This window comes from Pseudoalteromonas sp. A22 (assembly GCF_018141345.1).
In the GTDB taxonomy this organism is placed as follows: Bacteria; Pseudomonadota; Gammaproteobacteria; order Enterobacterales; family Alteromonadaceae; genus Pseudoalteromonas; species Pseudoalteromonas maricaloris.
On record NZ_CP047237.1, the window covers coordinates 838,615 to 863,882 of the forward strand.

General features: G+C 43.0%; 23 protein-coding genes. 8 read left to right on the forward strand and 15 right to left on the reverse strand.

What is annotated here, in order from left to right; all coding sequences use genetic code 11:
* Positions 1 to 154: 154 nt before the first annotated feature.
* Entirely contained in the window at positions 155 to 736 is a 582-nt protein-coding gene (locus tag GSF04_RS03270; RefSeq protein WP_211856586.1) for a hypothetical protein, read from the forward strand.
* A gap of 51 nt (positions 737 to 787) precedes the next feature.
* Here GSF04_RS03270 and GSF04_RS03275 read toward each other — a convergent pair whose 3' ends face one another.
* Positions 788 to 1,513, reverse strand: coding sequence for a transporter substrate-binding domain-containing protein (locus GSF04_RS03275; RefSeq protein WP_211856588.1), 726 nt, complete (start codon positions 1,511 to 1,513; stop codon positions 788 to 790).
* 89 nt (positions 1,514 to 1,602) lie between these two features.
* Here GSF04_RS03275 and GSF04_RS03280 point away from each other — a divergent pair, with 89 nt between their 5' ends.
* Positions 1,603 to 2,481, forward strand: coding sequence for a tetratricopeptide repeat protein (locus GSF04_RS03280; protein WP_102058410.1), 879 nt, complete (start codon positions 1,603 to 1,605; stop codon positions 2,479 to 2,481).
* Here the strand turns inward: GSF04_RS03280 and GSF04_RS03285 are convergent.
* The 5 genes from GSF04_RS03285 to GSF04_RS03305 all read right to left on the reverse strand — a co-directional run bounded on the left by GSF04_RS03285 (position 2,459) and on the right by GSF04_RS03305 (position 7,259).
* The gene (locus GSF04_RS03285; protein ID WP_211856590.1) at positions 2,459 to 3,361 is read right to left on the reverse strand and encodes a hypothetical protein; all 903 of its coding nucleotides are present in this window, start codon (positions 3,359 to 3,361) and stop codon (positions 2,459 to 2,461) included. The two genes, GSF04_RS03280 and GSF04_RS03285, sit on opposite strands and share 23 nt — an antisense overlap.
* Positions 3,362 to 3,365: 4 nt before the next feature.
* Entirely contained in the window at positions 3,366 to 4,106 is a 741-nt protein-coding gene (locus tag GSF04_RS03290) for a ferredoxin--NADP reductase (RefSeq protein ID WP_211856591.1), read from the reverse strand.
* A 69-nt stretch (positions 4,107 to 4,175) separates the two neighbouring features.
* On the reverse strand, positions 4,176 to 5,141 hold the full coding sequence (locus GSF04_RS03295) for a hypothetical protein (RefSeq protein ID WP_211856592.1): 966 nt from the start codon (positions 5,139 to 5,141) through the stop codon (positions 4,176 to 4,178).
* A 190-nt stretch (positions 5,142 to 5,331) separates the two neighbouring features.
* On the reverse strand, positions 5,332 to 6,033 hold the full coding sequence (deoD, locus tag GSF04_RS03300; RefSeq protein WP_211856594.1) for a purine-nucleoside phosphorylase: 702 nt from the start codon (positions 6,031 to 6,033) through the stop codon (positions 5,332 to 5,334).
* A 14-nt stretch (positions 6,034 to 6,047) separates the two neighbouring features.
* Positions 6,048 to 7,259, reverse strand: a complete 1,212-nt coding sequence (locus GSF04_RS03305) for a phosphopentomutase (RefSeq protein WP_211856596.1) — start codon at positions 7,257 to 7,259, stop codon at positions 6,048 to 6,050.
* Positions 7,260 to 7,567: 308 nt separating this feature from the next.
* On the opposite strand from GSF04_RS03305, the gene udk reads away from it, so the two are divergent.
* Both udk and GSF04_RS03315 read left to right on the forward strand, forming a co-directional pair.
* Positions 7,568 to 8,197, forward strand: coding sequence for a uridine kinase (gene udk / locus GSF04_RS03310; RefSeq protein ID WP_010603723.1), 630 nt, complete (start codon positions 7,568 to 7,570; stop codon positions 8,195 to 8,197).
* Between the two features lie 12 nt (positions 8,198 to 8,209).
* On the forward strand, positions 8,210 to 9,433 hold the full coding sequence (locus tag GSF04_RS03315) for a NupC/NupG family nucleoside CNT transporter (protein ID WP_010369948.1): 1,224 nt from the start codon (positions 8,210 to 8,212) through the stop codon (positions 9,431 to 9,433).
* A 170-nt stretch (positions 9,434 to 9,603) separates the two neighbouring features.
* On the opposite strand, the gene GSF04_RS03320 is transcribed toward GSF04_RS03315, so the two are convergent.
* Entirely contained in the window at positions 9,604 to 10,488 is an 885-nt protein-coding gene (locus GSF04_RS03320) for a DMT family transporter (protein ID WP_211856598.1), read from the reverse strand.
* Positions 10,489 to 10,628: 140 nt separating this feature from the next.
* Between GSF04_RS03320 and GSF04_RS03325 the strand changes: the two genes are divergently transcribed.
* Together GSF04_RS03325 and GSF04_RS03330 are read left to right on the forward strand one after the other, a co-directional pair.
* Positions 10,629 to 11,618 carry a hypothetical protein gene (locus GSF04_RS03325; protein WP_211856600.1) on the forward strand — a complete coding sequence of 330 codons (990 nt, stop codon included), beginning with the start codon at positions 10,629 to 10,631 and terminating at the stop codon, positions 11,616 to 11,618.
* A gap of 386 nt (positions 11,619 to 12,004) precedes the next feature.
* Positions 12,005 to 12,427: a hypothetical protein gene (locus GSF04_RS03330; RefSeq protein ID WP_249122379.1), complete on the forward strand. Its 423-nt coding sequence runs from the start codon at positions 12,005 to 12,007 to the stop codon at positions 12,425 to 12,427.
* Between the two features lie 67 nt (positions 12,428 to 12,494).
* Here GSF04_RS03330 and GSF04_RS03335 read toward each other — a convergent pair whose 3' ends face one another.
* The 3 genes from GSF04_RS03335 to GSF04_RS03345 all read right to left on the reverse strand — a co-directional run bounded on the left by GSF04_RS03335 (position 12,495) and on the right by GSF04_RS03345 (position 15,729).
* Positions 12,495 to 12,746, reverse strand: a complete 252-nt coding sequence (locus tag GSF04_RS03335; RefSeq protein ID WP_039496508.1) for a DUF2999 family protein — start codon at positions 12,744 to 12,746, stop codon at positions 12,495 to 12,497.
* An 8-nt stretch (positions 12,747 to 12,754) separates the two neighbouring features.
* A complete protein-coding gene (locus tag GSF04_RS03340; RefSeq protein WP_249122326.1) occupies positions 12,755 to 13,954 on the reverse strand; it encodes an RsmB/NOP family class I SAM-dependent RNA methyltransferase in 1,200 nt (399 codons plus the stop codon).
* Positions 13,955 to 14,289: 335 nt separating this feature from the next.
* Complete coding sequence (locus tag GSF04_RS03345; protein ID WP_211856602.1) at positions 14,290 to 15,729, reverse strand: chitinase; 1,440 nt, start codon at positions 15,727 to 15,729, stop codon at positions 14,290 to 14,292.
* Between the two features lie 206 nt (positions 15,730 to 15,935).
* Between GSF04_RS03345 and GSF04_RS03350 the strand changes: the two genes are divergently transcribed.
* Both GSF04_RS03350 and GSF04_RS03355 read left to right on the forward strand, forming a co-directional pair.
* Positions 15,936 to 16,493 carry a GNAT family N-acetyltransferase gene (locus GSF04_RS03350; protein WP_130165827.1) on the forward strand — a complete coding sequence of 186 codons (558 nt, stop codon included), beginning with the start codon at positions 15,936 to 15,938 and terminating at the stop codon, positions 16,491 to 16,493.
* 1 nt (position 16,494) lies between these two features.
* On the forward strand, positions 16,495 to 17,829 hold the full coding sequence (locus tag GSF04_RS03355) for an FAD-dependent oxidoreductase (protein WP_211856603.1): 1,335 nt from the start codon (positions 16,495 to 16,497) through the stop codon (positions 17,827 to 17,829).
* Between the two features lie 42 nt (positions 17,830 to 17,871).
* On the opposite strand, the gene GSF04_RS23290 is transcribed toward GSF04_RS03355, so the two are convergent.
* The 5 genes from GSF04_RS23290 to GSF04_RS03385 all read right to left on the reverse strand — a co-directional run bounded on the left by GSF04_RS23290 (position 17,872) and on the right by GSF04_RS03385 (position 25,145).
* Complete coding sequence (locus GSF04_RS23290; protein ID WP_249122327.1) at positions 17,872 to 18,558, reverse strand: porin; 687 nt, start codon at positions 18,556 to 18,558, stop codon at positions 17,872 to 17,874.
* 536 nt (positions 18,559 to 19,094) lie between these two features.
* Entirely contained in the window at positions 19,095 to 19,781 is a 687-nt protein-coding gene (locus GSF04_RS03370) for a porin (protein ID WP_211856604.1), read from the reverse strand.
* A 246-nt stretch (positions 19,782 to 20,027) separates the two neighbouring features.
* On the reverse strand, positions 20,028 to 20,726 hold the full coding sequence (locus GSF04_RS03375; protein WP_249122328.1) for a hypothetical protein: 699 nt from the start codon (positions 20,724 to 20,726) through the stop codon (positions 20,028 to 20,030).
* Positions 20,727 to 20,883: 157 nt separating this feature from the next.
* Positions 20,884 to 21,867: an HD domain-containing phosphohydrolase gene (locus tag GSF04_RS03380; RefSeq protein ID WP_130165824.1), complete on the reverse strand. Its 984-nt coding sequence runs from the start codon at positions 21,865 to 21,867 to the stop codon at positions 20,884 to 20,886.
* Positions 21,867 to 25,145 carry an MHYT domain-containing protein gene (locus tag GSF04_RS03385; RefSeq protein WP_211856605.1) on the reverse strand — a complete coding sequence of 1,093 codons (3,279 nt, stop codon included), beginning with the start codon at positions 25,143 to 25,145 and terminating at the stop codon, positions 21,867 to 21,869. Before GSF04_RS03385 ends, GSF04_RS03380 begins: the two co-directional genes overlap by 1 nt.
* Between the last annotated feature and the right edge of the window lie 123 nt (positions 25,146 to 25,268).

Genomic DNA, 25,268 nt, shown 5'->3' on the forward strand with positions numbered 1-25,268 from the left:
TTCACCATGGCACTGATTAGGCGCACCGAGTGGTGCGCTTTTCCTTTTACTCTCCTGAAAAAACACTTTCATTAATATTTAAAAAACATTTAATTTACACACGAGACTCTCCCTGTTAATGTACCCACTTCGCTAACTAAAACAAGGAATTAGTATGAAAACCAAACTTGCGATTATCGCTTCATTATTCGCTGCGAACTCAGCATACGCTACTGTGGAATTGTACTCAGGTGCAAATAACTGTGCTTTAGACACTAAACTAGAGGCTGCTGCTTTCACTAAACATGCAAATGCGGTTGGTAACTTAGAGGCGTTAACACAAAAACACAGCGAACAAGCGGGTGCCACGGGAAATGGCTACTTTATTTTTAATCCAGCCTACTTAAGAACTGATCGTTACTTCAACTGTAGCGTGCCGCTAAATGCCAATATTGGCCAATTTACGCTAACCGTTCATGGAACAACTAAAGGATTAACTGGTACTAATGCCTTCTGTTCGATTTCAAGAATACGAAAAGTAAGTGATGGCGGTATCGATAAATGGTTCAAGTTTAAAACTGGTAAAGCTTTTTATTGGACAGATATATCTGATCCAAACGTAGCAGAAGAGCAATTTGTTAGCTACACCACAATGTTAGACAATAACTACGAAAGTGGCGCTGTTTTGGACCTCAAGTGCAGAACAACGTGGGATAAAGGCAACGTGGCAGTTGGTCAAATTGAGCTTAGCTACTAATATTGATTAGTACCCTAACACTCTGGGCAATCTTTCACTGAGGATTGCCCATTATGGTCCAACAAATTCTTGATTATGCTTTGCCAGAGCACGCCTAATTCGGTCTATGAGCATCGGATCTGTATTCTTGCTAAATGCCATACATCCACGCTGCTGACTTGCCTTCGTCACTTCTAAAAGCGGTGTAACTTCATCATCGTTAAGCCCAGCGGTTTTAAGTTCCTCACTCATAATGTATTCCGTAGAAATTACAAGGTCTATCCGCCCTTTGAAAAAGAGTTTGTAAAAGCTTTTGGAGTCGGCGGCGACCACCAAATGATCTCCTTGAGTAAATCCGTGTTGAATCAAAAAATCATAATAGATATTGCCTTTTACTACTGCAGAAGTGTATTGCTTAGCATCTTCCAATGAAGCCACTTGAATATCTTTGCGCGTTTTAAGTTTGAAGAAATACACACCCACAGGGCGGATCAAAGGACATGCCCATTCGTAGTCAGCTTCACGCTCTGCGGTACGATAAATAGAGTAAATCATTGTATTTGGGCGCTCTTTGGCAATTTTCATTGCCCGTACCCAAGGGTAAACTTTTATCTCGTAGTCAATTTCAGCAGCAGCAAGCACTTCCTTTACCTTTTTTGTTGCTCTCCCAACAACCTCACCTTTTTCATTGGTGAAGTTGTACGGCTTCCACTCTTCGGTTACCACGAGTAGATCTTTTGCAGAGGCACTCAAACTCGTCAAAGAGAGTATAATCAGGCTATAAAACGCTAATTTCATTACATAAGCCAATATTTCTTCTCCGCTTTTTGCAATTCCACCTTAACTCATGCACCATATTAAAAATATAAAGTTTCAAGAACATCAATATGAAAAGCATAGTACTATTTATCCTTCTCGTCGCTTGTAGTTTTACGAGCATGGCGAATGAACAGACAACGTCAAAAAAGCCGACAGAAAACCAACAACAACAAGCTTTATCACAATTACAAGAGCCCATGTATAGGCCCTTGATTGAGCGTTATATTCTTGATGAATTAAGAGCAGTCAGAGAAGATCAAATGCGCTTAAGAGCTGATATAGAAAAGAAAATCAGCCACTCTCAGCTAGATACTGCAGATCGCGCAATTACCTACACCACGGATACCATCAATAATGTGCTCTTTTTGATCACAGCAGCTGCGTCTATCTTAGTTGTCGTTGGTTGGACTTCTTTTAGAGATATTAAGAGTAAAGTAGAAGATATCGTTAGCCTGCGCGTTGGCACGATCACCGACGAATATGAAAAGCGCCTTCAGGTAATTGAAGAGAAATTACGCGAGCGTTCTGAAGAAATCCTCAATAACCAGAAGAAAATCTCTATAACGAATGAAGTACACTCTCTGTGGATGCGGGCAAATCTTGAGAGTGACATGAATTCTAAAATTGAAATTTACGATGAGATCCTAAATCGCAAACCGGAAGATGTCGAGGCGATTGCCTACAAAGCCGATGCGTTATTAGAGCTTGGTCAAACCAACACTGCAATTGCTTTGTGTAATCAAGCATTAGAAATCGACAGTGACTATGGCTATGCCTATTGGCAGCGCGCGTGTGCTTACTCCATGCTATATAAGCATGCAGATGCGATGGCCGACATCCGTATGGCTTTGGAATATGCGCCTAACTTAAAGAACGAGTTACAACACGAGCCAGCGTTTGCAAGCCTTGCAGATAACCAGAGCTTTAACGAGCTGGTGAATAGTTAAGTTGTTTTAGCAGCTCGATTTGTAACTGCGTAATCACATCGAGCTGCTTCTTAGAGATAATTAACGGATTTTCAATTTGATGGATTGCAGCCCCTTGCAAATTAAAGTGTTTTTTCAGCTCAACCATCATATTACTGTCATAGAAAAGCGCAGCCAAAGAGCCGTCTTCAAATGCTTGTGTTAAGCCATACTCAAGGCGTTTATGCAGTTTAATATCCTCTTTGCGGACATAGAAGTACACCATTGAAGGGTAGAGTAACAGGTTCTTATCGCTATAAGTCACTTGCTTGTTATCGAACGCCTTGAGCTCAGGTACGACTTCAATGACACCTCTTGGAAAAATTTTACCGGCACTATTTGCAAGCACTCTGTAAACTGCCAACCCATCAACATATTTTTCTACCGTAAAACCCGCTTTTTCAAAAATCTGAACATCGGGCCAATCCTGCCCCAAGACAACGTTGAACTGTTGTAGCTCAGCTAATGATAAATGCACATTCAGCTTGCCGCTGTCGGCCACGTTCATTGCCAGTGCCCTTATACCAAAGCTGCCAAACGCTATGGGAATGGCCACTGGCTTTGCTTGAGTGTCTCTAGCGGCTGTTGAGACCGTCCAGAATACATCGACATTGTGCTTTAGCAATTCCTTAAATTGCCGTGATTGATTAATTGGTAAATCAATCGGCTCTATCCAGTACTCGCCATATTGCTCTCGTGACTTATCTAAAGCTAAGCGCAAGACTGACAAAAAATATTGATTCTGCGGCGTGCCATTTTCTTCCGCTGCGTCCACGACCCTAATGACCTTTGGCTCTGCAGAAACAGTATTCGCAGTTACCAGCATTAATAAACACAAGAGATACATAACACGAGCCTGCATAGGATCACCAATATTGCTCAACGGTGATCTGCCCGGGCTTGGCTCGCCTATGGCGTTCGTACCCCATACTCTGCAACTGAGCACTTAGCTCTTTCACCATTTCGGGGTTACCACAAAGCATAAAATGACTATTATCCGGAAACTGCTTATAGCCTAGGTAGGTTAATAATTGCTTGTTTTCGATCAGTTCAGTGACACGGCCTTGGCAACCGATCTCAGGTTGTTCCCGTGTAACAAGCGGCAAATAAGTAAAGCCATCCCTTTGTTGCTGCAGCTGCTCGAGCTCTTCACGGTAACACAAATCTGCATTTAGCCGTACACCATGAATAAGGATCACCCGCTTAACCTTCTGCCATACTTCGCCTTCTCTGAGCATAGACAAAAATGGGCCAACCGCCGTACCTGTACTTATCATCCAAAGCGTATCGCAAGGTGGTAGTTCATCTAGTATAAAAAAACCGTTTGCTTGGTAAGCTACATTGAGCTCATCACCGGCTTGTAGCTGATGTAAAGGCACTGAAAGGTTGCCATCGGGCACTTCAACTAACAAGACTTCATGAATTGGTTCTGACGGCGGGTTTACAAAAGAATAGGCTCGCGCAATGCGCTTATCCCCTTGTTGCAAACTCAATTTAGTATATTGACCAGCCTTAAACGGTGCGATATCCGCTTTAAATCTGATACTGAATAATGTGGGCGTCCAATGTGTGATTTCGACGATTTCTCCTTTTACCCATTGCGACATTATTTCTCCAAAACTCACAAGCCGTATTTATTTAACGATAACATAACCATGGCAAAAAAATTGGCTTTGTCAACGTTTCGGGCACCAGGTTTTTCCTAATTCAACAGGAAGCGGATCTCTGACGATGATCTGTGAAGTGACTTTGGGCAGCGACAGATTAAACTTGTCGATATGCGCATTCACCATGGACGCATATCCTGCATTTGCAGCGCCGAGCGAATAGGCTTTCATTGTTGTCGACACGGTTACGGCTTGCTTGTTTTGCTCTAGCTGTTGTACCAGCTCCCGCAACCAACCAAGATAATTCTGATTATCTTCTATTAGAGAAGGCTCCGTTGCAATATCAGCAAGCGCCTTGTGGTAGTTTGAGAAGTCTGAGTTGAGTACGTATATCCCAAGACCATTGATTGATACCTGCTTCACAGCCCTATAGTTTTCATCTTTTGCGTAATGGGTTGCCGCATCAACGTAATAGCTCAGCGCTTCATCGGCTTCGCCCATTGCAAATGTTGCATTGCCAAGCGCGGTTAACAACCCTGCTTGCATAAAGCTTGGTAACATTTCTCTATCCACGCTTTTTAAGAGATTGTAGCCAATCGCGGGTTGTTCAAGGCGCGTGTACGCAATCGCGATGTTCACTTTAAGTGCGGACTTATGCTGGAAGCTGGCTGGAGTGTTCATTGCACATCGATAATGCCAGATAGCTTGTTCATTCTGGTTACGGCGACGATAACCAACACCAATATTAGTCAGAATTTTCGCCCTATCTTCGTCAGCCAAAGTCTTGAAGGGTGGCGCTTTAAGCGTATTTAGCGCTTTAATAAAAATGGCGTTATTGAACGTATTGGCACTCGCTCTAATGGCAAGGTAATGAAGTTGATATAAATCTGCAACAGCAAGATCCTCCCGAGCAATCGCGCTTTGGTATGCCTTAAGCGCTTCATCAGGCGCGTTTTTAACCAGAGATTCAAACGCATCTAAGTCAACTTCGGCATTCGCCATTAATGCTAACAAGCCCAGAACAAAAATCGCCATCGTCCAATACCAATACCTTATCATTAGAAAAACTCTACCACCTTTATGTAGTGTAAACTAGGGAATTTTGGATGGACCAAGATCAAAAAAAAAAGCCGCTTCAAGCGGCTTTTTTGGGTGTGATTCGCGTTGTTTTAGGCGTGTCTCCAAAACTCTGCGATTACGTTACCAAGGAACTTTTCAAATTGTATTAAATTGACTCTAGCGCAATTTTAACCATTTCATTGAACGTGCTTTGACGCTCTTCTGGTGGCGTTGCTTCACCAGTAATAACATGGTCACTTACTGTGAATAGTGCCATCGCTTTTGCACCGTATTCAGCCGCTACGCCGTATAAACCAGCTGTTTCCATATCAACAGCCATTACGCCTAGCTTGTCTAATTCTTTATAAAATTCACCATCGGCTTGATAGAAAGTATCTGTAGTGAAAACATTACCAACTTTTGCTTCAATACCTAAACGGCGAGCAGCGTTTAAGCCATTTTCTAATAAACCAAAATCAGCAATCGCAGCGAAGTCATAGCCACGTACACGAGCACGATTCACATTTGAGTCTGTGCTTGCGCCTTGTGCAAAGATCACATCGCGGATCTTGATGTCTTGACTAATACCACCACATGTACCGATGCGGATCAGGTTCTTAACACCAAAGCTAACAATAAGCTCACGAGCGTAGATTGACATAGATGGAATACCCATGCCTGAACCCATAATGCTAACTGGCTTACCATTGTAAGTACCAGTAAAACCAAACATGTTGCGAACGTCAGTTACCTGACGAGCATCTTCCAAAAAGTTTTCTGCAATGTATTTTGCTCTTAGTGGATCGCCCGGCATTAATACCGTTTCTGCAAAATCACCTGGCTTTGCGCTAATGTGTGGAGTGCTCATATTGTTTCCTTTAGTTAGGCTTTTATCTCGGCCTTAAAGCCTTCACCGTACTGCGTTGCATCTAAATCAAACCACTGGGCAAGCGTTTGACCTATGTCAGCAAAACTTTGTCTTTCTCCTAACGGAGTATTGTTCATACCCGGTGTATATGCCAATACGGGCACGTACTCTCGCGTATGATCTGTGCCTTCTGCGGTTGGGTCACAACCATGGTCGGCAGTCACTAAAAGCAAGTCATCAGCTTTTAGTTTGGCAATAATTTCCGGTAAAAATGCGTCAAACTCAGCAAGTGCTTCTGCATATCCCACTGCATTTCTGCGGTGACCAAATTTTTCGTCGAAGTCGACTAAATTGGTGAAGATAAGGCTGTGGTCTGGCGCTGTGTCCATCACTTCGCTTGTCTTTGCTAGCAGATTCAAAAGACCAGGCGCTTTGTGCTTTTGTGTGATCCCTTGATGCGCATAAATATCTGCAATTTTACCAATACTAATTACTTCGCCACCGTCATTGGCTAGCTTATCTAGCACAGTCGGCGAAGGCGGTAATACCGAATAGTCTCGGCGGTTACCAGTACGAATAAAGTCGGCACTTGAAGTGCCTATAAATGGCCGCGCAATCACTCGTCCTATATTCATTTCATCAAGCAGTGCCCGTGCGATTTCACATACTTGATAAAGCTTGTCAAGTCCGAACGATTGTTCATGAGCGGCTATTTGAAAGACGCTATCAACTGAGGTGTAACAAATCGGCTTGCCGCTTTGCACGTGTTCTTCACCCAGCTGTTCTAAAATCGTTGTGCCCGACGCGTAACAGTTACCCAAAATGCCAGGTATGTCTGCACGTTTGCACAATTCATCTATAAATTCTTGTGGGAAACATGGGTTAGTATTTGGGAAGTAACCCCACTCAAACAATACTGGCACCCCTGCCATTTCCCAGTGGCCAGACGGCGTGTCTTTGCCACTCGATAATTCTTTTGCATATCCCCAAGCAGCACTTGGTTCTACGGTTTGCGCCACAGCGCAAGTTTCTTTACCTGCAGCTTCACATGCTGCAATAAGGCCTAGTTTAGAAAGATTAGGTAAGTCTAACGCTTGTCCTTTTTCTTCTTTATACGCCTGCAATAAATGAGCGAGAGTATTAGCGCCTACGTCACCAAACTTTTCTGCGTCCGGTGCTGCGCCAATGCCTAGGCTATCCGCCATTAAAATGATTGCTCTTGCCATAGATACCTCTCTATACTGCTCAGGCTATTATTTATTCTTAAATACATGGTTACCTTAAGCGTTGGTTACTTTATGTTTGGTTAAAAAAATCGTACAGGACATAAGTCCGCTGTCATAAAATAGTCACAAAATTCACGAAAAGCTGCGATCTTGCTAATTTAGCTCTGTCGCCCTCAAGCGGACATAAGTCCTGTTTTGAGTCCGCCAAACCCGTTAAATTTGCTCATTAAGCGAGGCAAAAGAGATTAATCGTGTCTTTTTTGCTATTGTGATCTTCCAACATAAACAACTGCTGGGTGTGAACTTTAGTGACACGAACTATTATAGCCATAGCTGGCGCATCTGCGTCTGGTAAGTCTCTTTTTAGTCAAACGATCTACAACGAACTAGTGAATGAGCTTGCCTCAGGCACTATCGCGGTAATCGAAGAGGACGCCTATTATAAAGATCAATCGCATTTACCTATAGAGCATCGTACTCAAACGAATTATGATCATCCTGATGCGTTTGAACACGAGTTGTTACGCGAGCATTTAACTAAGCTTCGCCTAGGTGAATCCGTAGAGGTTCCTACCTACGATTACGGACAGCATACACGTAGTGATAAAACCCGAATAGTAAACCCTGCTAAGATACTAATCGTCGAGGGTATATTACTACTGAGCGATCCTGCATTAAGTGAAGAGTTTGATATCAAGGTGTTCATTGATACACCTTTGGATATTTGTTTGCTGCGTCGCATGCAAAGAGATATAGAGCACAGAGGAAGAAGTCTGTCATCTGTGGTAGAACAATATCAGGCGACGGTAAGACCGATGTTTTATCAGTTTATCGAGCCATCCAAGCATAATGCCGACTTGGTTGTGACCCGTGGCGGTATGAATCGCGTTGCGATTGATATTATTAAAAGTAAAATAAAATATTTGCTACAAGAATAACGGGAAATTGGCATGACAACAATTATGAGCTTAGTGGGCATGATGATGCTCCTAGGCGTAGCATTTGCGTGTTCAACAAATCGCAGTGCTATTAATAAGCGTACCGTAGGCGTTGCATTTTTATTGCAAGTCCTTATTGGTGGCTTTGTACTCTTTATTGAAGCGGGTAAAAATGTATTAGCTTCAATGTCTAGCGCGGTTGCCAAAGTGATTAGCTATGCTAATGACGGTATCGGTTTCTTGTTCGGGCCATTAGCCAAACAAGACTCGCTAGGGTTTATCTTTGCGATTCAGGTATTACCAGTGATCGTGTTCTTCTCAGCGCTCGTTGCTGTGTTGTATCACCTTGGTATCATGAACTGGATCATTAAAATTTTAGGTGGTGGCTTGCAAAAGTTACTACAAACGTCACGACCAGAGTCGCTTTCAGCTACGGCAAATATTTTTGTCGGCCAAACGGAAGCCCCTTTGATCGTAAAACCGTTTATTCCAAAAATGACGCAATCAGAGTTGTTTGCGGTTATGGTGGGCGGTTTGGCGACGGTGGCAGGCTCTGTTATGGCGGGCTATGTGGCGATTGGCGTTGAGCTTAAATACCTCATTGCCGCGAGCTTTATGGCAGCTCCTGGTGGTTTCTTAATGGCAAAAATGATTGTGCCAGAAACCGAGAAGCCACACGAAAATCTATCTGATGTAGATAGTGGTGATGATAAACCAGTAAACGTAATTGATGCAGCAGCATCAGGTGCATCAAGCGGTATGCACTTAGCACTGAACGTAGGTGCGATGCTACTTGCGTTTGTGGCACTAATTGCGCTACTAAACGGTTTACTAGGCAGTATTGGTGGAATTTTTGATTACCCAACACTGACGCTACAAGAAATTTTAGGCTACGTCTTTGCCCCTGTTGCTTGGCTACTTGGGGTACCTTGGTCGGAAGCCGTGACGGCAGGTAGTTTTATCGGCCAAAAATTGGTAGTTAACGAGTTTGTTGCCTACCTAGATTATATGAATTATCGCGATACGTTGAGCACGCACACTCAAGCGATTGTCACATTTGCTTTATGTGGATTTGCTAACTTATCGTCGATTGCCATCTTACTAGGCGGACTTGGTGGTATGGCCCCAAGTCGTAGAAAGGATATCGCTCGCCTAGGGCTCAGAGCAGTGTTAGCAGGGTCTATGGCTAACCTCATGAGTGCAGCAATTGCAGGTTTCTTCCTCTCGCTAGCTTAGAAACTTATTGAGATAAGCCGCAGTTGCAAAACAATTGGTTGGTTGCTTTAAGGGGTTAAAGTGATCACACTAACTTGAACGATACTTCACCAAAGGGCCTTTTAGGCCCTTTTATCGTTTCTGAGAAACACTTTTTTGACCACCCTTCTTAAGAAACCAGTACCTCTCACCTACAGCTCCTTCATCGCTTTTGGTGGAAATATCTTTTCTTGTAACCCAGTTACTAAACTGACTCCAAGCAAAACTAAAATACTGCCAAGGATTGTGTTAGCACCGATTTGCTCTTGCAAAAAGAGATGTCCCCATAAAATCCCAAACACTGGAATTAAAAAGGTAACAGATAAAGCAGATGCAGCGCCGAGATCTTCGACTAACTTAAAATAGAGAATATAGGCAAAGCCCGTACATAATATGCCAAGTCCAACTACCGCACTTATCACTGTAGAGTCAGGCGTTTCTCTCATTGGCATAAACCAAATAAAAGGCAATACCAATAGCGCAGAGCCCCATAAGTTACCATGGGCATGATTAAATGCGCTCATTTTTGGTGCCGTTTTGGTGTAATGAGAGGCCACCGCATAGCTCAGAGTCGCACACAGGGTTGCAATAATAGGTAACCATGCACCTTCGTCCAATACGGTGCTATCCAACCCAACTAGCGTGATAACACCTGCAATCCCAAACCCACACCCTAGCCACACCGACTTTTGCGTTGGCACTTTTAGCCAAAACACACTGATTAACACCCCCCAAAATGGTGCGGTTGAATTTAAAATTGAGAGCATGGAAGCATCAAGCGTTTGCACAGCATAAGCGAATAACATAAAAGGTAACGCTGAGTTAAACAGTCCTAGGATTAAAAAGTGCTTTTTGTACTGCCAAAAATGTAAATTACGCTTTAATACTAAGGCAACCGCGGCGAGCGTTAACGCACCAAATAAGACTCGAAATTCAATGAGTACAGCAGGACCAAGGACACCGGCGGCCACCTTCATAAATAAAAATGAGCCACCCCAAATTGCGGCAAGTAACACTAAACCAAGAAACCCTTTCACTCCATACTCCAAGGTTAATATTAATGGAGCTTTACCTTACGCCGATATATAAATACAGCACAAGCCATTTTTGGTACTGTCATTAGGATGTGTTTAACTTTCTTTGAGAAAGAGGGAAAGGCTAAAACTTAAGGTATAGAATGAGACTCGCTTTTTACGCAATGATAGTCGCTTTGCTTATCCTCACAGGATGTAGCAAAAGGCAAACTCTAGAGCCAACAGAGCAAATACAATTGACTCAGTTGCCGGTTAGTCTCGCCCAACTTTCTAGTGACGCGGCGCTAACCTTACTACTCATTGACGATCATTTACTACAAGTATGGGATAACCAAAGCCAACAGCTGATTAAACAAGTCGAAGGAAGTAAATACCAACTTACTTTTCGTGACGCTTTAATAGCGCCGAGCAAGCGCAGTATTCTGAGTATTTCGGACTCCCAACTCAACATCTGGCAATTGCACTCAAACGAAGTTGTCAGTTATCCATTACCTGAGTTTGACTCATTCATTCGCGTTACCAAGGCTCTGTGGTCCAGTGACGAGCAGCTTATCGTCCTTGGCTACAATGACGGCAGCATACTACTTTTGAGTTTAGATGAGCAAATCATCACCAGAATAAACCTTCATGAAAGCAGCATTACACATTTGATTTTTAACCGGAGTTTGACCTCGCTCTACTCGGCCTCTTTAGACGGTCACGCTAAAAAGCTTGAGTTAACTAGTAAAGAAGTCACTGTAGATTATGAGCTGCCTCATCGTATTACCAGTTTGGCATTATCACAAAATGAACATTGGCTGTTCGTATCAGACGCCCTGCAAGACCAAAAGTTCATTGATACGCGTACAGGTCAAGCAGTGTTATCTCTATCCTATCCTCAGCGCTTCAAGTTTTTTCGAAGTGCACAATTCGTCGCTGACGACAAGTTTCTGCTAACCACCTCTTCCAAGGAATATATTTCGCTATGGGAATTAACGTCGGGAAAAGAAATTGTCAGCTGGCCAATAGCACAACTGAATTTGGGCAGCACTGTTTATGATGTACACATCTCCGATAGCAATGTGCTCACGACGATAAGTTCAGATGGGGTATTAGAAAAGTGGGCCTTAACACCTATATTGTTTGATTATTAGAGACAAAAAAAGGTAGCATTCGTCGACAAGAAAAAATAATAAATACATCTATGGATCACGCAAATTTTGACAATCAATCGCACTGTTTAAATTGTCACACTCAACTTGTTGGCGAGTACTGCTCAGGTTGTGGACAGAAAAAAGCATCGAGGCTGACCTTTAAACACTTACGCATTTTGCTTCAAAGCGCACTGCTTGAACTCGAATCCCCTTTTTTTAAATTACTTTTTGGATTATTACTTCGACCTTTTAAGACCATTCTTGGATACTTGAATGGACAGAGAAGCCGTTTTGGTAATCCCTTCAAGTTTAGTTTTATTCTACTCACCGTGATCGTGCTTGCCTCGCATCTACTTGAAATCAGCTTCATATCAAGCAGTCAACTTTTGGAATCGAAAGAGCAGCTCAAATGGCAATCTGAAATCGCACTATATGAAGCAACGCACATTTATCGCGTCTTTATTCTGGCATTCTTACTCGGATTAGCCTCTAAGCTAGTGTATCGTTCTGCGCCCTACACAATGCTGGAGTACGCTATAGGACACCTACTCATTCTAACCCTAAGCATACTGATATTCTCAATTCCACTAATGCTGGGTATCTTCGCCGAGCAGCTTTACGCAATTTTTTCGCTCTTATTTTCTGGTTTGTACAGCATAATACTTAACTATAAAATGGCGGAAAATGAGCTAATAAAGTGGAAAAATTGGGGTAAGGCAATACTTGCCTACGCGATAGGCTCGACACTATTTTCTGCAATTCTTACATTTTTATTTGGGGTATACAGTGGTTTTACTCACAAGATTTGATCTGCATGTGAGTTATTTAGCTATGCCCTAGACAAGGCTGAGCTTGTCTAGGGCATAGCCATTAATACTACTGTTTTAGCTGCGCTTTTGCAGCCTCAACCTTTTCAAAATCAAGGCCTAATTCGTTAACTGCTTCTTTGATTAATGCCGGATTTTGCATTACCAAAGCCATCAACTGTTGAAGCTTTTCGGGTGGAATACCTAATTGCTGAATAGTCGCCATCGCCATCATTGGATTTTCAGTCAGTTGGGTAAATACCGCTTGGATCTGTTCATCCGAAATATTGTGCTCTTTAAGTAATGCAATGATTGGGTTCATCTTGTTTCCTAACTATTTTTTACTAATCGTGCAGCGTAAAAACCGTCAAATTCTGAATTTACTCCTGGAAGTAAATGTAGTGAGTCTTCTAGTTGCCAATTGGGGTTATTTGCCAAAAAGCGTTCAACCTGCTGCTCATTTTCAGAAGGAAGAATAGAGCAAGTTGCATACACTAGTTTGCCGCCCACCTTACACATTTGACTGTAACGCGCCAGAATATCGGTTTGCAAAGCAATAAGTGTGTCTAAATTTTGCGAATTCAAGTGCCACTTTGCATCTGGATTCCGCTTTAATACACCAAGACCAGAGCACGGCACATCCAATAGCACGCGATCAAACTTCTCTTTTTGGCGCTTAATGGTTTTATTGTTTTGAATAACACGCGTTTCAGCAACATGCACACCTGCACGTTTCGCTCGTTGCTTCAGCGTTTCAAGCTTATGTTCATGGATGTCCATAGACAACAAGCGACCTTTATTCTCCATTAGCGCCGCTATATGTAAGCTCTTGCCACCAGCGCCTGCACAGGCATCAACCACTTTATGGCCAGGCTGTATTTCTAAAAAAGGCACTATTTGCTGAGAACCTGCATCTTGCATTTCAAACCAACCCGCCTGAAACGCTTGAGAGCGAAACAGATGGCTATTGGACTCAACTTTTAGCGCAACATGAGAATCAAGTGCAACCTGTGAAACCTTGATCCCCTCTTTTGCTAAAGACTCTGTCACAGTCGCAATATCACTTTTTAGGCTATTGACTCGCAAATATTGTTGAGCACTTTGATTTAGCGCGGATGCAACCGCTGGCCACTGCTCACCCAGTTGCTCATTCGCAACCTCGTTTAACCAATCAGGTAAAGATAAACGAACGGCTTGAGGCGCCTGCTCAATTAAGCTTTGCAGCTTTTCCAGATTATATCGCTCAGTATCCACCCACTCTGGAAGCGGCTGCGTCGTAACAACTTGGCAAGTTAACCAGTAGCCAAAGCCATCTAGCGGCATTTCTTCATGCTCAAGTAGGTAAGCCAGTAACCGTTTAAAGCGGAAGATATGGTAATAATTGCTCACCACATACTGCCTTTCATCAAGGTTCCACTGTGGGTTGTTCTGTAGTAATTGAGTTAATGCTTTATCAGCATGAAGAGAAGTATCTAGCACATGTTCAATGCACTCAGACAGAGTTTGGACTAACGAGCGAGTTACAGACACGATATGGTCTCGATTATTGCTAAAACACTATTTTAGCGCGCATACCATGGGGCATCAATTAGAGTTTATGATCTTTGCCAGAGAATCTTAAAAGTTGTGGGGCAAATATAGTAAGCCCCACAGCTATTAGCTTATTTAACCTGAGGTTTGGATAAGAAATGAACTAACTCATTGTTTTTAAAATAATATTAAATTATTTCCTTGTCTAGCCAGAGAGTTTTAGGGGTAATTAGGCGAATTTACGCACCAATAGCTTGCTATTGGAAGTGAATTCAACGCAGTTAGCGCTAAAACTGGCTGCTAGAAAGGCATTAATTATCCGAAGCTCAGGTTATTTAGTTAACCGCTAACCAAGGACCCGAGCCATCGGCAGTTGGGATATTTCCTTTGGTCCACCACTTGGCTTCGTAGATCACACCATTGTAGCTCGCTCTATCACCTTTTAAGTAAACCTTGTCGGCATCCCAAGCAGGTACACCGTCAACAGGCGGTTCAGTCGGGTTGGTTGGTAAGTCATCAACGACACGAACTTCAGGCCAGCTTGCGTGTGATTGATAAAAGTTTGTCACGCATTTCTCGTAGTCTCCCGGCACAAGTGCGGAATAAGCTGTTTGATACCCCACGAGTTTGCACTCAAATGAATAACCTCCTGGGCGGTCTGCATAATAAGCCCAATCACCTTCCCAGTTGGTGTAAAGGACATCAGTCGCGCCGTCGAGGTTTAAGCTGCCGTATGGTGTTTGCTGCCAACAGGTATTTTCTTCATCAGCTTCAATGGTGATGTTGTAATAATGCGAGAGTCCTTCCCAATAACGAATGCGGTTAACGGGCTGACCTTTGTCTTTATTTTGCGCGCCGCATTCAATACCACCATTGATAATATTAATCGTGGTACCAAAGCCATAACCAATCCCCGCCTCACTTTCACGTATTGATGGCGTCCAAGTTCTATCAATAACGTGTAACATTGCAGGTTTTGGTGCTTGCGGTGTTAAGAAAAACCAAATTGCAGACGCTAAATTTAGCCAAGAGTCTGCTACTAGACCAGGGTTGTTTAAAAGCACCGTTGCATCACCATTAAACATGACTTCACTGAATGCGCCATAATTGAAGTGATATGAAAGCTGCTTAGCGCCTCGGCCAAAATACCCTTGCCCCGCTCCACATGGCCAGCGTCGGTTCTGCCAGTCATTTTGTCCACACCCCGTGGTATAGCCAGCTTGCCCTTCTGACCAACCCATTTCACGCACATGAACCAATGCTTGTTGCCACTCTTCTAACCCAAGAGGGTTATCAGAAGTGTTGTCTTTGGCAATATGCCCCCCCGTTTCTTGGGCAAAATGCGCAAATGCAGTCACGATTGAGCGTTTACAGATTGCGTCGGCGTCTCGGCCATCTGTATAGTCGCCACAAAATGCGGGAAACTTGCCAATAGCACGCAAAAAGCGCGTATAGGTGTATTCAGGCGCCGCCATTTGCGTAAGAAATTGCCACTGAGTTTGACCAAATACCCGCTCAGCTCTTTTTACATTATCTGGATTACTGGCAAGCCCAGGCGCAATAGCCTCTACAACCGCATTATCTCTTGTTTCCAGTGCTTTTGACCAAATCGCATACATAGGATTATTGGTCTTCGCGCTCTGGGCATTCTCCAATTCTATTCGAGAAACAATATAACCATTGGGGTTTTGTGGATCGGGTTGCGGACTCATGGCCATCACTTGACTTGCAGTTATGGCAAGCGAAACTGCGGTCGCTAATTTTAGACTGTTCATACTTTTCCTTTACATGTTGTTGTTAATAGTGGAACCCACCAATTCAACAATTATTAACAAAATGACATCGCTGTCAAATTTTGTTCACTTTTTATTCTTACAACATATGTAATAACGTCTACTCAAATCGATGAACCTTTGCGTTTTTGGTACATGATCTAAAGTGGTATGCTAGAACCTCACCGTAAATAACAACAGAGCAGCCTATGAAAATTATTCCTTTACAACCAGAACATTTCGAGCGTGTTATCGCACTTGGTAATCTCGTTCATGGTGATAATTATCTTGATAACGCAGGCATTGAACAAATGCGCCAAAAAGGCTGTAAAGATGGTATAAATGCTTCTTTTGTTGCCCTAAACGATGAAGATGAGTTACTCGGCTTCAGAACGTCATATAGTGCCGGACAATGGCCTATAGATAAGTGGAGTTCACCGTCTTTGTGGCCTGTTGATCAAAATGATATGGCATATTTTAAATGTATCGCGGTATCACCGAACGCACAGGGCCAAGGTATTGGACCCCAATTACTAAAACACGCAATTACAGCATTAACACAACAAGGCGCGAGAGCTGGCGTTGCACATCTTTGGAAACAAAGCCCTGGTAACGGTGCCGTTAAATACTTCACTAAGGCCGGTGGCAAACTGATTAAAGTCCATGATGATAAGTGGTTAGACGACTGTATCTATCACGGCTATGTTTGTACTATTTGTGGTACTGAATGCCACTGCCAAGCAGCAGAAATGGTATTGGAGTTTTAAGATGTCAGGGTTTGATCCACTCATTCAGCCACACTGCCAAGGCCAAGCTTTTGCCAATAGTTACTGGGCTGCAACCTGCCCTTTAGGTGCACCCACCCCCTCGCTAGATAAACCATTACAAGTAGATATCGCAGTGATCGGTGGTGGCTTTACGGGCTTACTTACCGCTTACCATTTGGCAACCACTCATCATCAAAGCGTTGCCCTATTTGAAGCAAATCAAGTTGGCTTTGGCGCGAGCGCGAGAAATGCAGGATTTGTGCTACCAAGTACGGGACGGCTTGGTTATGCGCAACTGACCAAAAAGTATGGTCTGGATGTCAGTAAAGCCATATATCAAGAGTACAACAACGCCGTTGCTTTAGTCCGTGAACATATCGACGCCAATCACATTGATTGCAACGTGCAAGCATCTGGGTATTTGAAAGTTGCACACAACCAGCAAGCATTTTCGCTACTAAAAGCGCAGTCCGAATTTCTCACTGCAACCATGGGTAGCAAGAGCCATCAGTTACTGTCTCAGCAACAACTGACCGAAACCTATATGCACAACCAGCAAGGGTTTGGCGCATTACGATTCGACAACGCGTTTGGTATTCACCCTTTGAAGCTGTTGCTAGGTTACAAGACATTAGCTCAGCAAGCTGGTGTGCAACTTTATGAAAACAGCCTGGTCACCCGCCACCAGAACCAAAATGGCAACCACCAGCTCGAAGTGAACGGCCACAAAGTCTCAGCAAATAAGGTAGTGATCGCAGCGAATGCCTATGCTCAGCGACAGTTTTCACCGTTAACTCAAGGGCGCTACTTGCCTATTTTAAGTAGTATAATCGTGACTGAACCACTCAGCGATGAGCAACTCGCTGCCAATGGCTTAATCACAGAGCAAGTCGTCATGGATACCAGACGGCTTAAATACTACTATCGTCGCCTTCCTGACAACCGTATTTTGTTTGGTGGGCGAGGCGCGGTGTTTGGCCATGATCAGGACAATGCAAAATATCAATACAACTTGCGCTCAGCACTTAACGATTGCTTTCCTAAACTCGATGTTAAAGTTGATTACTTTTGGAGTGGTTATATTGCCGCTGCGCTTGATGATCTTCCCCATATCTACAGCGAAAACAATACCGGGTATGTACTTGGATATTGCGGCTCAGGTGTAGCGTTTAGTGCTCAGGCAAGTATTCGACTTGCTGAAAAATTAATGGGTCTTAAAGTCCCGAATTTACCAATCTATACTAAGCCACTACCCATGTTTCCGATGCCGCAATTAAGAAGAGTAGGCCAACTCGCGTATTACCAATATGCTCAGTTGATGGATAAATACGCTTAGCAAATTAAGAAGGTACGCCCATCACGCACCTTTTTTCAACGACTAAAAGCTATAGCGCAGATTAAAACCAACGTTGTTGTACACATCAGCATTTCTATAGTTTAGATTTGCAGAAATATGATCAGTAAAATGGTAGCCAATCTCAGCAAGGTATACAAAACTACTTTCTCCTTCCTCACCATTGATGCGTTCAAACCCAATACCGGCCCTCGCATCAAATGAGTCTACTGAGCGCGCATAAGTCAATTCAAGATGATAAAGATCGGCATCGTTGTTAGCTGATACGTCAATTTCATTTCTATAACGGTATTCGCGGTTGATAATATATTCCACTTCCGCAGTTGCATCCATTTGCAATTTGAGCCGAGAATAACCACCATATAAATCCAGCGATGATTGCTCTGATAGTTGAAATTCATGACCCACTAGTAAAGTAAATTGTTTCCAGTCTGTATCAACTTCTGTTTCGATGATTCGAGCGCCAACGCCACTAGCGATATCATTTTGCTGACTGTTTTTATCACTCGATATTATATAGGTACCTTGTAGGTAAAATTGGTCGAAGGATTTTTTTGCGCTCAGCGCAAGCCCTGTTGGTTTTATTTCGCTCAGCTCTTTGATTGAGATTTTCCCATAACCTATCTCAACGTAATCTTTTGACTGCGCGAAGCAATTTGAGCTTACCAAAGCTAATGAAAGGCAAGCAGCTAACTTAACTGTAGAATTCATGATCATCTCCTTATCTATCTACATAGTAAAGGTCGGAGCATAACAAGGTTTTGTTGCACGTTTAAGTGTTTCTAGAATAAAAACACTTTTAATATTAATTTATGTGATTAACGCAATACAATTATGCCAAATCGCTTAAATAAGTGATCTATCTTGAGGCGAAAAAATCTTGTCGATAACACCGCTACCGCATCCAGCTATCGCCAAGGTACCTACACCCATGTAGGCAAGGCAACAATTTTGCTATTTAGCCGCTCTATATAAGAAACTTTTAACGCCGTTAGCGCCTGATTTACTCCTTTAAATTGAGCAAGTGTTAAGACTAATTGGGATTACAATGCTGGATGCGATGCTAAAAGCTTAATTTGATAGGAGAATTCGAAGAGATGAACACGAATGTCAGAGAAATAATAGCTTGATGTTAACAGGTATAGTAGCGAAAGTTTGGATTAGAACATGCATTTTGTTTTAGATACGATTTCTACTGAAAGAAACCGTATCTTATCTAGGCCCTGCCGACCCTAGTAACCGTGATATCAGAAACTATATCTTAGGTTTACACCAAAGTTATCGTATTCGTCTGCATTTCTGTAGCTAACATTAGCTGAGATGCTGTCGGTAAATTGGTAACTAAGCTTGGCTAAGTATACAAAGTTAGTTTCGCTTTCATCATCTTGAATACGTTCAAGACCAAGACCAACACGTGCGTTCAGAGCTCCGAATGAATGCTCGTAGGCAGCTTCAATATGGTAATGATCGCTCGTGTCACTCTCTTTATCAGAGAAGCTTTCTTGATAACTGTAGCCATCGTTATAAGCAATATCTGCGATGCCTGAGTAATCCACTTCTAATTTGTATCTAGAATAACCACCATATACATCGACAAAGCCAGCATCTGTTAAATCAAACTGATGACCAACTAAAAGGGTGAGATAGTTTAAATCTGTCTCAACTTTAACCGTTGTTTCTATATTTGCGTAATAATCACTTTCGATTAAAGTACCTTTAAAATCATCACTTAATGCAGCATAAGTACCTTGAAGATAAAAGCCTTCAAATGCCTTGTTTACCGTAACTGCGATACCCGTAGGCTTGAATTCATCAACGCCATCAAGCGTGATTTTTCCATAACCTAGTTCAACGAAGTCTGTTGAGTTTGCTAGGCTGGTTGTTGATGCAAATAATGCAGATACTAATGCCACTTGCTTTAAAATTGAATTCACGATCCACTCCATCATTCTCGTATTTAATTCGTGGCGCATACTACGGCAATTACATATAAATACAACCAGAACCCAAAATAAATACAAAATGACTTTGTAACAAAGTTTGTTACTATTAATCAATGCATTAACTTGTTCGGGTTCACTCAGTGTCGTAAACCACGCGGAAGAAAATTAGCTAGGCGCTTTGGAAGTGGATGTTATGCCGTTCACAACAAGATTAACGGCATGACAAGGGCATTGTAGTCAGAAGCTATACCTCAAATTCAGACTGAGAGTATTGTAGACCTCAGCATTTCTATAGCTCACGTTTGCGGAAATATTATTGGTAAAACGATATCCAACCTCAGCCAGGTACACTAAATTATTCTCACTTACATCATCCTGGATCCGCTCAAACCCAACACCTAGCCTAAAATTAAGGTCTACATGTGTATAGTCATAAGCAGCTTCTAAATGATAATGATCACTTGACTCATTAGCCCCTTGATCAAGAAATAATATAAGCTCTTTATTGGTGTAACCATCATAGTACGTCGTATTGACTAAGCCTGAATAAGCTATCTCCAGTCTATGCCTAGAATAACCGCCATAAATATCAATAAGGCTATGATCATTCAAATCAAACTGCTTACCGGCCAATAGGGTATAAGCTCTAGAGTCAACATCGAAATCTAATGTAGTTAATACGTCTTCTTCTGCACCATAAACTAATCCGGTAACCGCGACGTCATCAGCCATAAGAGCAGAAGAACCTTCTAGGTAAAGCCCACCAAACTCTATATTTGCTGTAATGACAAAGCCTTTAGGCTCAATCTCACTGACGTTATCGAACGCTAACCGACTAAATCCAAGCTCCATAAAATTTGTTGAACTGGCGATGCTAGGTAGTGAAGTTAACAAGGCGGTAAGACTTATTGCCATAGTTGAAACTGAATTCACCATCGTATCCTTGTTGATAGTTCCATGGTTAGAACCCAATATAGATACAAATTATTCGCATGGCAAATGCTTTACAATATATGCCGCCTAAAAATGCCTTACTACTCTCTCTATGCTCACAAGAATTAATCTTCAATTAGCCAGCGAAGATAAACTCCCCTCAGTCATACTGCGCTTTAATCTTTAGGATTTCTGGTAGGTTTTCATCGAGTAATTCAACTAATTTTGGGTCAAAGTGCTTACCACTTTCAGAATGGATAAAGGCCAATGCCTTTTCAATAGGCCAGGCCTCTTTGTATGGGCGCTTTGAAGTAAGTGCATCAAACACGTCTGCAAGTGCACAGATCCGTCCTTCAAGTGAGATTTCTTCCCCTTTTAATCCCTTTGGATAACCGCTTCCATCAAATTTCTCGTGGTGCTCCATTGCCATTAAATATGCAAGCTTGACGAGTTTTGAATCAGAGTCCGCGAGTATACTTGCACCCAGCTCAGCATGTTGTTTCATCACCTCATACTCTTCGGCATCTAAACGTCCGGGTTTCAGTAAAATGCTGTCGGCAATCCCGACCTTGCCAATATCATGCATCGGGGCGGCGAGCATCAAATCTTCAGCATACGCTTCCGGTAAACCACAAGCTTTAGCAAGCACAAAGCAGTAGCGGCTCATTCTTGCAATATGTTGGCCTGTTTCATTGTCTTTGTATTCCGCCGCCTGACCGAGCCGTTGCATCAGTTCAACGTATGCACTTTTAAGCTCAGTGGCACTGACTAAAGACAAGTGCGTCTTCACTCGGGCTCTAGTTATTGCAGGGCTGATAGGCTTTGTGATGTAATCAACACCACCTAACTCAAAACCTCGAGCTTCGTCAAACTCTTCACTCAAGGCGGTCACAAAAATCACTGGGATCCTCGCCGTAGTAGGGTCTTCTTTTAATTTAGAGCAGACTTCAAAGCCTGTCATTTCCGGCATCATAACATCGAGTAAAATTAAGTTAGGTAGTTCCTTATCAACTAACTCCAACGCCAATTTTCCTGACTTTGCAAACTTCATACGATATTGATTGCCCAGCGTTTGCTTTAGAATTTGCAAATTTGTCGCTTCATCGTCAACGGCTAGGATCAGAGGCTTGTGTTCATTTATCATTACACATCAGTACTCATTAATTGTGCGAGAATTTCCTCCGCACGTTCAAATTCAAAATCATCCAATGCATGTTTCAACGCCTCTACCTGGCTTCGGTAAGTGAGGGGGGCACTCTCTAGCAAAGCGTCAAGCACATCATCCTCGACTTGTGCCTCATCTATCATCTCTTTTACTTGTGGCAAGTTTTGCTTAAACAAAAAAACGTCGCCCTCACTCAATGCGTTGGTCACGACTTCTTCATCACTTAGCCCAACCACGTCGTCAAGTTTTTCAATAATGAGCGCCATTTTGGCTCTCAAGCGCTCGTCAATTTCCTTTTTACGCTCGATTTGCTCTAGCAGACCAAATAGCGTCTCCAAAGCCAAGTTTCCGGCAACGCCTTTGATAGTATGAATACTCTGTAGTACATCATTCGTAAACTGACCTTCGTGCGCAAAGAGCGCTATCACTTCTTCTCTTTTACCCTCCCAAAAACGCGCCAACTCTTTTAAAAACCGAGCCTCACTGCCCCACAAATTTATCGCTCTGGCTCTATTTATAAGCTGTTTGTTGCTGGTTTGCCTTACTCCAATCGCCGTATGAGCAATATTGATATTGAGCGTTTCAGCAATGGTGCGAGTTAAATCTTCTATCACCACCGGTTTTGAGGCAAATGCAGCCATCCCTGCAGCTTTTGCAGCCGCTCTATCCTCGCCTAACACACTCGCGGTGAGTGCGATTACCGGTGTCTCTTGTTGCCTATTTTCTCGTTCATATGCTTTGATAGTGCGCGTCGCCTCAAGTCCATCACAACCCGGCATATGAATATCCATTAGAATAAGATCGTATTGTTGCGCTTTTGCTTTTTCAATAGCCTCAAGCCCATCCCCTGCGACCTCTATACTATGACCTTGCTTTTCAAGTAATAAGCTCAACAATTCGGTATTTTGTTGAATATCATCGGCAACCAAGATATTTAATGGGGGAAGTTCGACATGAACATCTTGCGCTATTGTGAATGCCGCGATTTTCTTAAGAGGCACAGTAAAGTAGAAAGTAGACCCTTTTCCAAGCTCACTGTGAGCCCATATTTTTCCACCCATTAACTCGACTAGCTGGCGACTAATGGTCGTTCCAAGGCCTGTACCACCAAAGCGGCGACTCATGCTCTCATCGGCCTGCTCAAAGGGGTTAAAAATAGAATCTAGTCTATCGTTGGCAATCCCTATACCTGTGTCCGCAATTTTAAACAGCACATAATCGTCATGAGAGGATTCAACGCTAAGCTCTACACTGCCCTGTGCAGTAAACTTAATGGCATTACCCAATAAATTAACCAATACCTGCCGTAAGCGGTCGGAAGCACCATGATAAGTTTGATGCAAACTGTGACTCATCGTGAGCTCTAGTTTTAAGCCCTTTTTCTTTGCTTGATACCAAAACGTCGATACCACGTTGTCGAGTAGCTCAGAAATACAGAAATCATTCTCAATCAGGTCGAGCTTGCCTTGGTCCAGCTTAGCGGAGTCTAAAATGTCATTAAGTAAATGCAGCAGCGCCTTTGCACTGGTAAGTATCGTATTTACATGCTTACTTTGATCGGGCTTCAGCTCAGACTCTCTCAGTACTTCACTAAATCCTAAAATGGCGTTCATCGGCGTGCGAATTTCATGACTCATGTTCGCCAAAAACGCTTGCTTGGAAGCCGCTGCGCTTTCAGCGATGCTTTTCGCGGCACGTAGTTCGTCTTCCATGTTCTTGCGCTCGCTAATATCAAGTAATACGCCCGCAATACCCTCAACTTTACCCGCTTGATCGTATTCAAATGAACCTTTATCCAGCACCCACTTGGTATGGCCTGACTTGTGTAATATTCGATATTCCTGCGAGTAACTCGCTTTGCCGCATTGTAGTGCTTGTTCAACCACATCGTGCGTTAAGCTTTTATCGTCTTCAATAATCAAGCTAGCAAAATGAACTTGCCCAGAAATAAACTCCTCTGCTCGATAGCCTGTAAGCTGCTCAACAATGGGACTTACGAACGACATTGTCCATTCGCTATCAATCCGGCATCGAAACGCCACGCCAGGCATATTATTTAATAGTGTCCGATAACGCGTTTCTTGCTCAATCAGCGCTTTTTCCATTTGCTTTTGGGCTGTTAAGTCAGTGATAAAACCCACATAAAACGCACTTTGATCTTTTAGCTCAACCTCTCCTATCCCCAATCGGATAGGCACTAAATGCCCTTGCTTGTGTAGCGCCTTGATGTCACGACCAACCCCTTTAAATTGCTCAAGGTAAGCGCTGTCGAATGATACATTCGTTTGCGCTTCTTTAGGTAAAAACACCGCAACATTGCGACCAACCGTTTCTCGCTCAGACCATCCTAAAATTCGTTCAACTAACGGGTTACAGCTCTTAATGATACCGTCACCATTGATGGTGATGATCCCGTCAACGGCCGTTTCTAGGATCGCCGCAAGCCTAGATTCATTAGCGGCTTTGTCTGCAGCCACCGAACGGTACTTGCTCGCAGTATGAATAAGCGCAGATAAAGCGCTAATGATCATACTGACAGCAGCAATAAACAATGCGAGTGACTGTGTGTGCTGATCTTGCATTTCTTGGCTGATTATTGGTGAGTCAGATACAAATTTCGCCGCCTGCATACCTGTGTAGTGCATTCCCGATACCGACGCCCCGAGCGCCAAAGCACCTAAGCACCTCACGACACTGATATTGTTGTCGCTGACATAATCGCGCAGCTTACTTCTCGTTTGGATTGCGATGAAAGCGAGTGACACTGCAACGATAATTGATAAACCAAAAAGTGTAGGGTCATAGCCCAACATAGGGCCAAGCTGCATGGCTTCCATACCGCTATAGTGCATGGTACCAATACCGGCCCCCAAAATGACAGCGGCAAGCCCCTTAACTGCAAGTGTGACATTTGGTCGTGTTATCAAATCAAACGAAACCCAACAGCCTAAGAAAGCGGGGAAGATAGACGCCGCAGTAAGCCAAGGATCGTAATCCACTTCTACACAGAGTGAAAACGCTAACATGCCAATGAAGTGCATACTCCAAATGCCACCAGCCATGGCCACAGCACCGCCAAATTTTGCGAGTCGATTTATACGGCTATTTTGATTTTGCTCAGCAAAGTCGATCTGGATAAGCGTAAAAAATGAGGCAATAACAGCCACAAGCACAGATAACGCCACAAGCGTAGCATCATAAGTTCCGTTGAGTAGCAACTCTGGTGCGGGGTCGGTTACAAAAAACGTATTTAACATAGCAACACAGATAGTAAGATATTCTTAGAGTCTAGCTTTCTAGGACTGAGTTTGACAGAAAAAAGCGCTGTCAAAACAAGATTTCAGGATAAATTCATGTTTATTGTGGGCTAGTACTATCTC

Coding starts and splice junctions, on each gene's coding strand:
- GSF04_RS03290 (WP_211856591.1), bottom strand. CDS start 4,106: ATGTCGCAATGGGTAAAAGGAGAAATCGTCGAAATCACACATTGGACG.
- GSF04_RS23290 (WP_249122327.1), bottom strand. CDS start 18,558: ATGAATTCTACAGTTAAGTTAGCTGCTTGCCTTTCATTAGCTTTGGTA.
- GSF04_RS03375 (WP_249122328.1), bottom strand. CDS start 20,726: ATGGTGAATTCAGTTTCAACTATGGCAATAAGTCTTACCGCCTTGTTA.
- GSF04_RS03315 (WP_010369948.1), top strand. CDS start 8,210: ATGACAACAATTATGAGCTTAGTGGGCATGATGATGCTCCTAGGCGTA.
- GSF04_RS03325 (WP_211856600.1), top strand. CDS start 10,629: ATGAGACTCGCTTTTTACGCAATGATAGTCGCTTTGCTTATCCTCACA.
- GSF04_RS03380 (WP_130165824.1), bottom strand. CDS start 21,867: ATGATAAATGAACACAAGCCTCTGATCCTAGCCGTTGACGATGAAGCG.
- GSF04_RS03305 (WP_211856596.1), bottom strand. CDS start 7,259: ATGGCAAGAGCAATCATTTTAATGGCGGATAGCCTAGGCATTGGCGCA.
- GSF04_RS03295 (WP_211856592.1), bottom strand. CDS start 5,141: ATGGCGATTTTTGTTCTGGGCTTGTTAGCATTAATGGCGAATGCCGAA.
- GSF04_RS03280 (WP_102058410.1), top strand. CDS start 1,603: ATGAAAAGCATAGTACTATTTATCCTTCTCGTCGCTTGTAGTTTTACG.
- GSF04_RS03385 (WP_211856605.1), bottom strand. CDS start 25,145: ATGTTAAATACGTTTTTTGTAACCGACCCCGCACCAGAGTTGCTACTC.
- GSF04_RS03285 (WP_211856590.1), bottom strand. CDS start 3,361: ATGCAGGCTCGTGTTATGTATCTCTTGTGTTTATTAATGCTGGTAACT.
- GSF04_RS03335 (WP_039496508.1), bottom strand. CDS start 12,746: ATGAACCCAATCATTGCATTACTTAAAGAGCACAATATTTCGGATGAA.
- GSF04_RS03275 (WP_211856588.1), bottom strand. CDS start 1,513: ATGAAATTAGCGTTTTATAGCCTGATTATACTCTCTTTGACGAGTTTG.
- GSF04_RS03350 (WP_130165827.1), top strand. CDS start 15,936: ATGAAAATTATTCCTTTACAACCAGAACATTTCGAGCGTGTTATCGCA.
- deoD (WP_211856594.1), bottom strand. CDS start 6,033: ATGAGCACTCCACACATTAGCGCAAAGCCAGGTGATTTTGCAGAAACG.
- GSF04_RS03345 (WP_211856602.1), bottom strand. CDS start 15,729: ATGAACAGTCTAAAATTAGCGACCGCAGTTTCGCTTGCCATAACTGCA.
- GSF04_RS03355 (WP_211856603.1), top strand. CDS start 16,495: ATGTCAGGGTTTGATCCACTCATTCAGCCACACTGCCAAGGCCAAGCT.
- GSF04_RS03270 (WP_211856586.1), top strand. CDS start 155: ATGAAAACCAAACTTGCGATTATCGCTTCATTATTCGCTGCGAACTCA.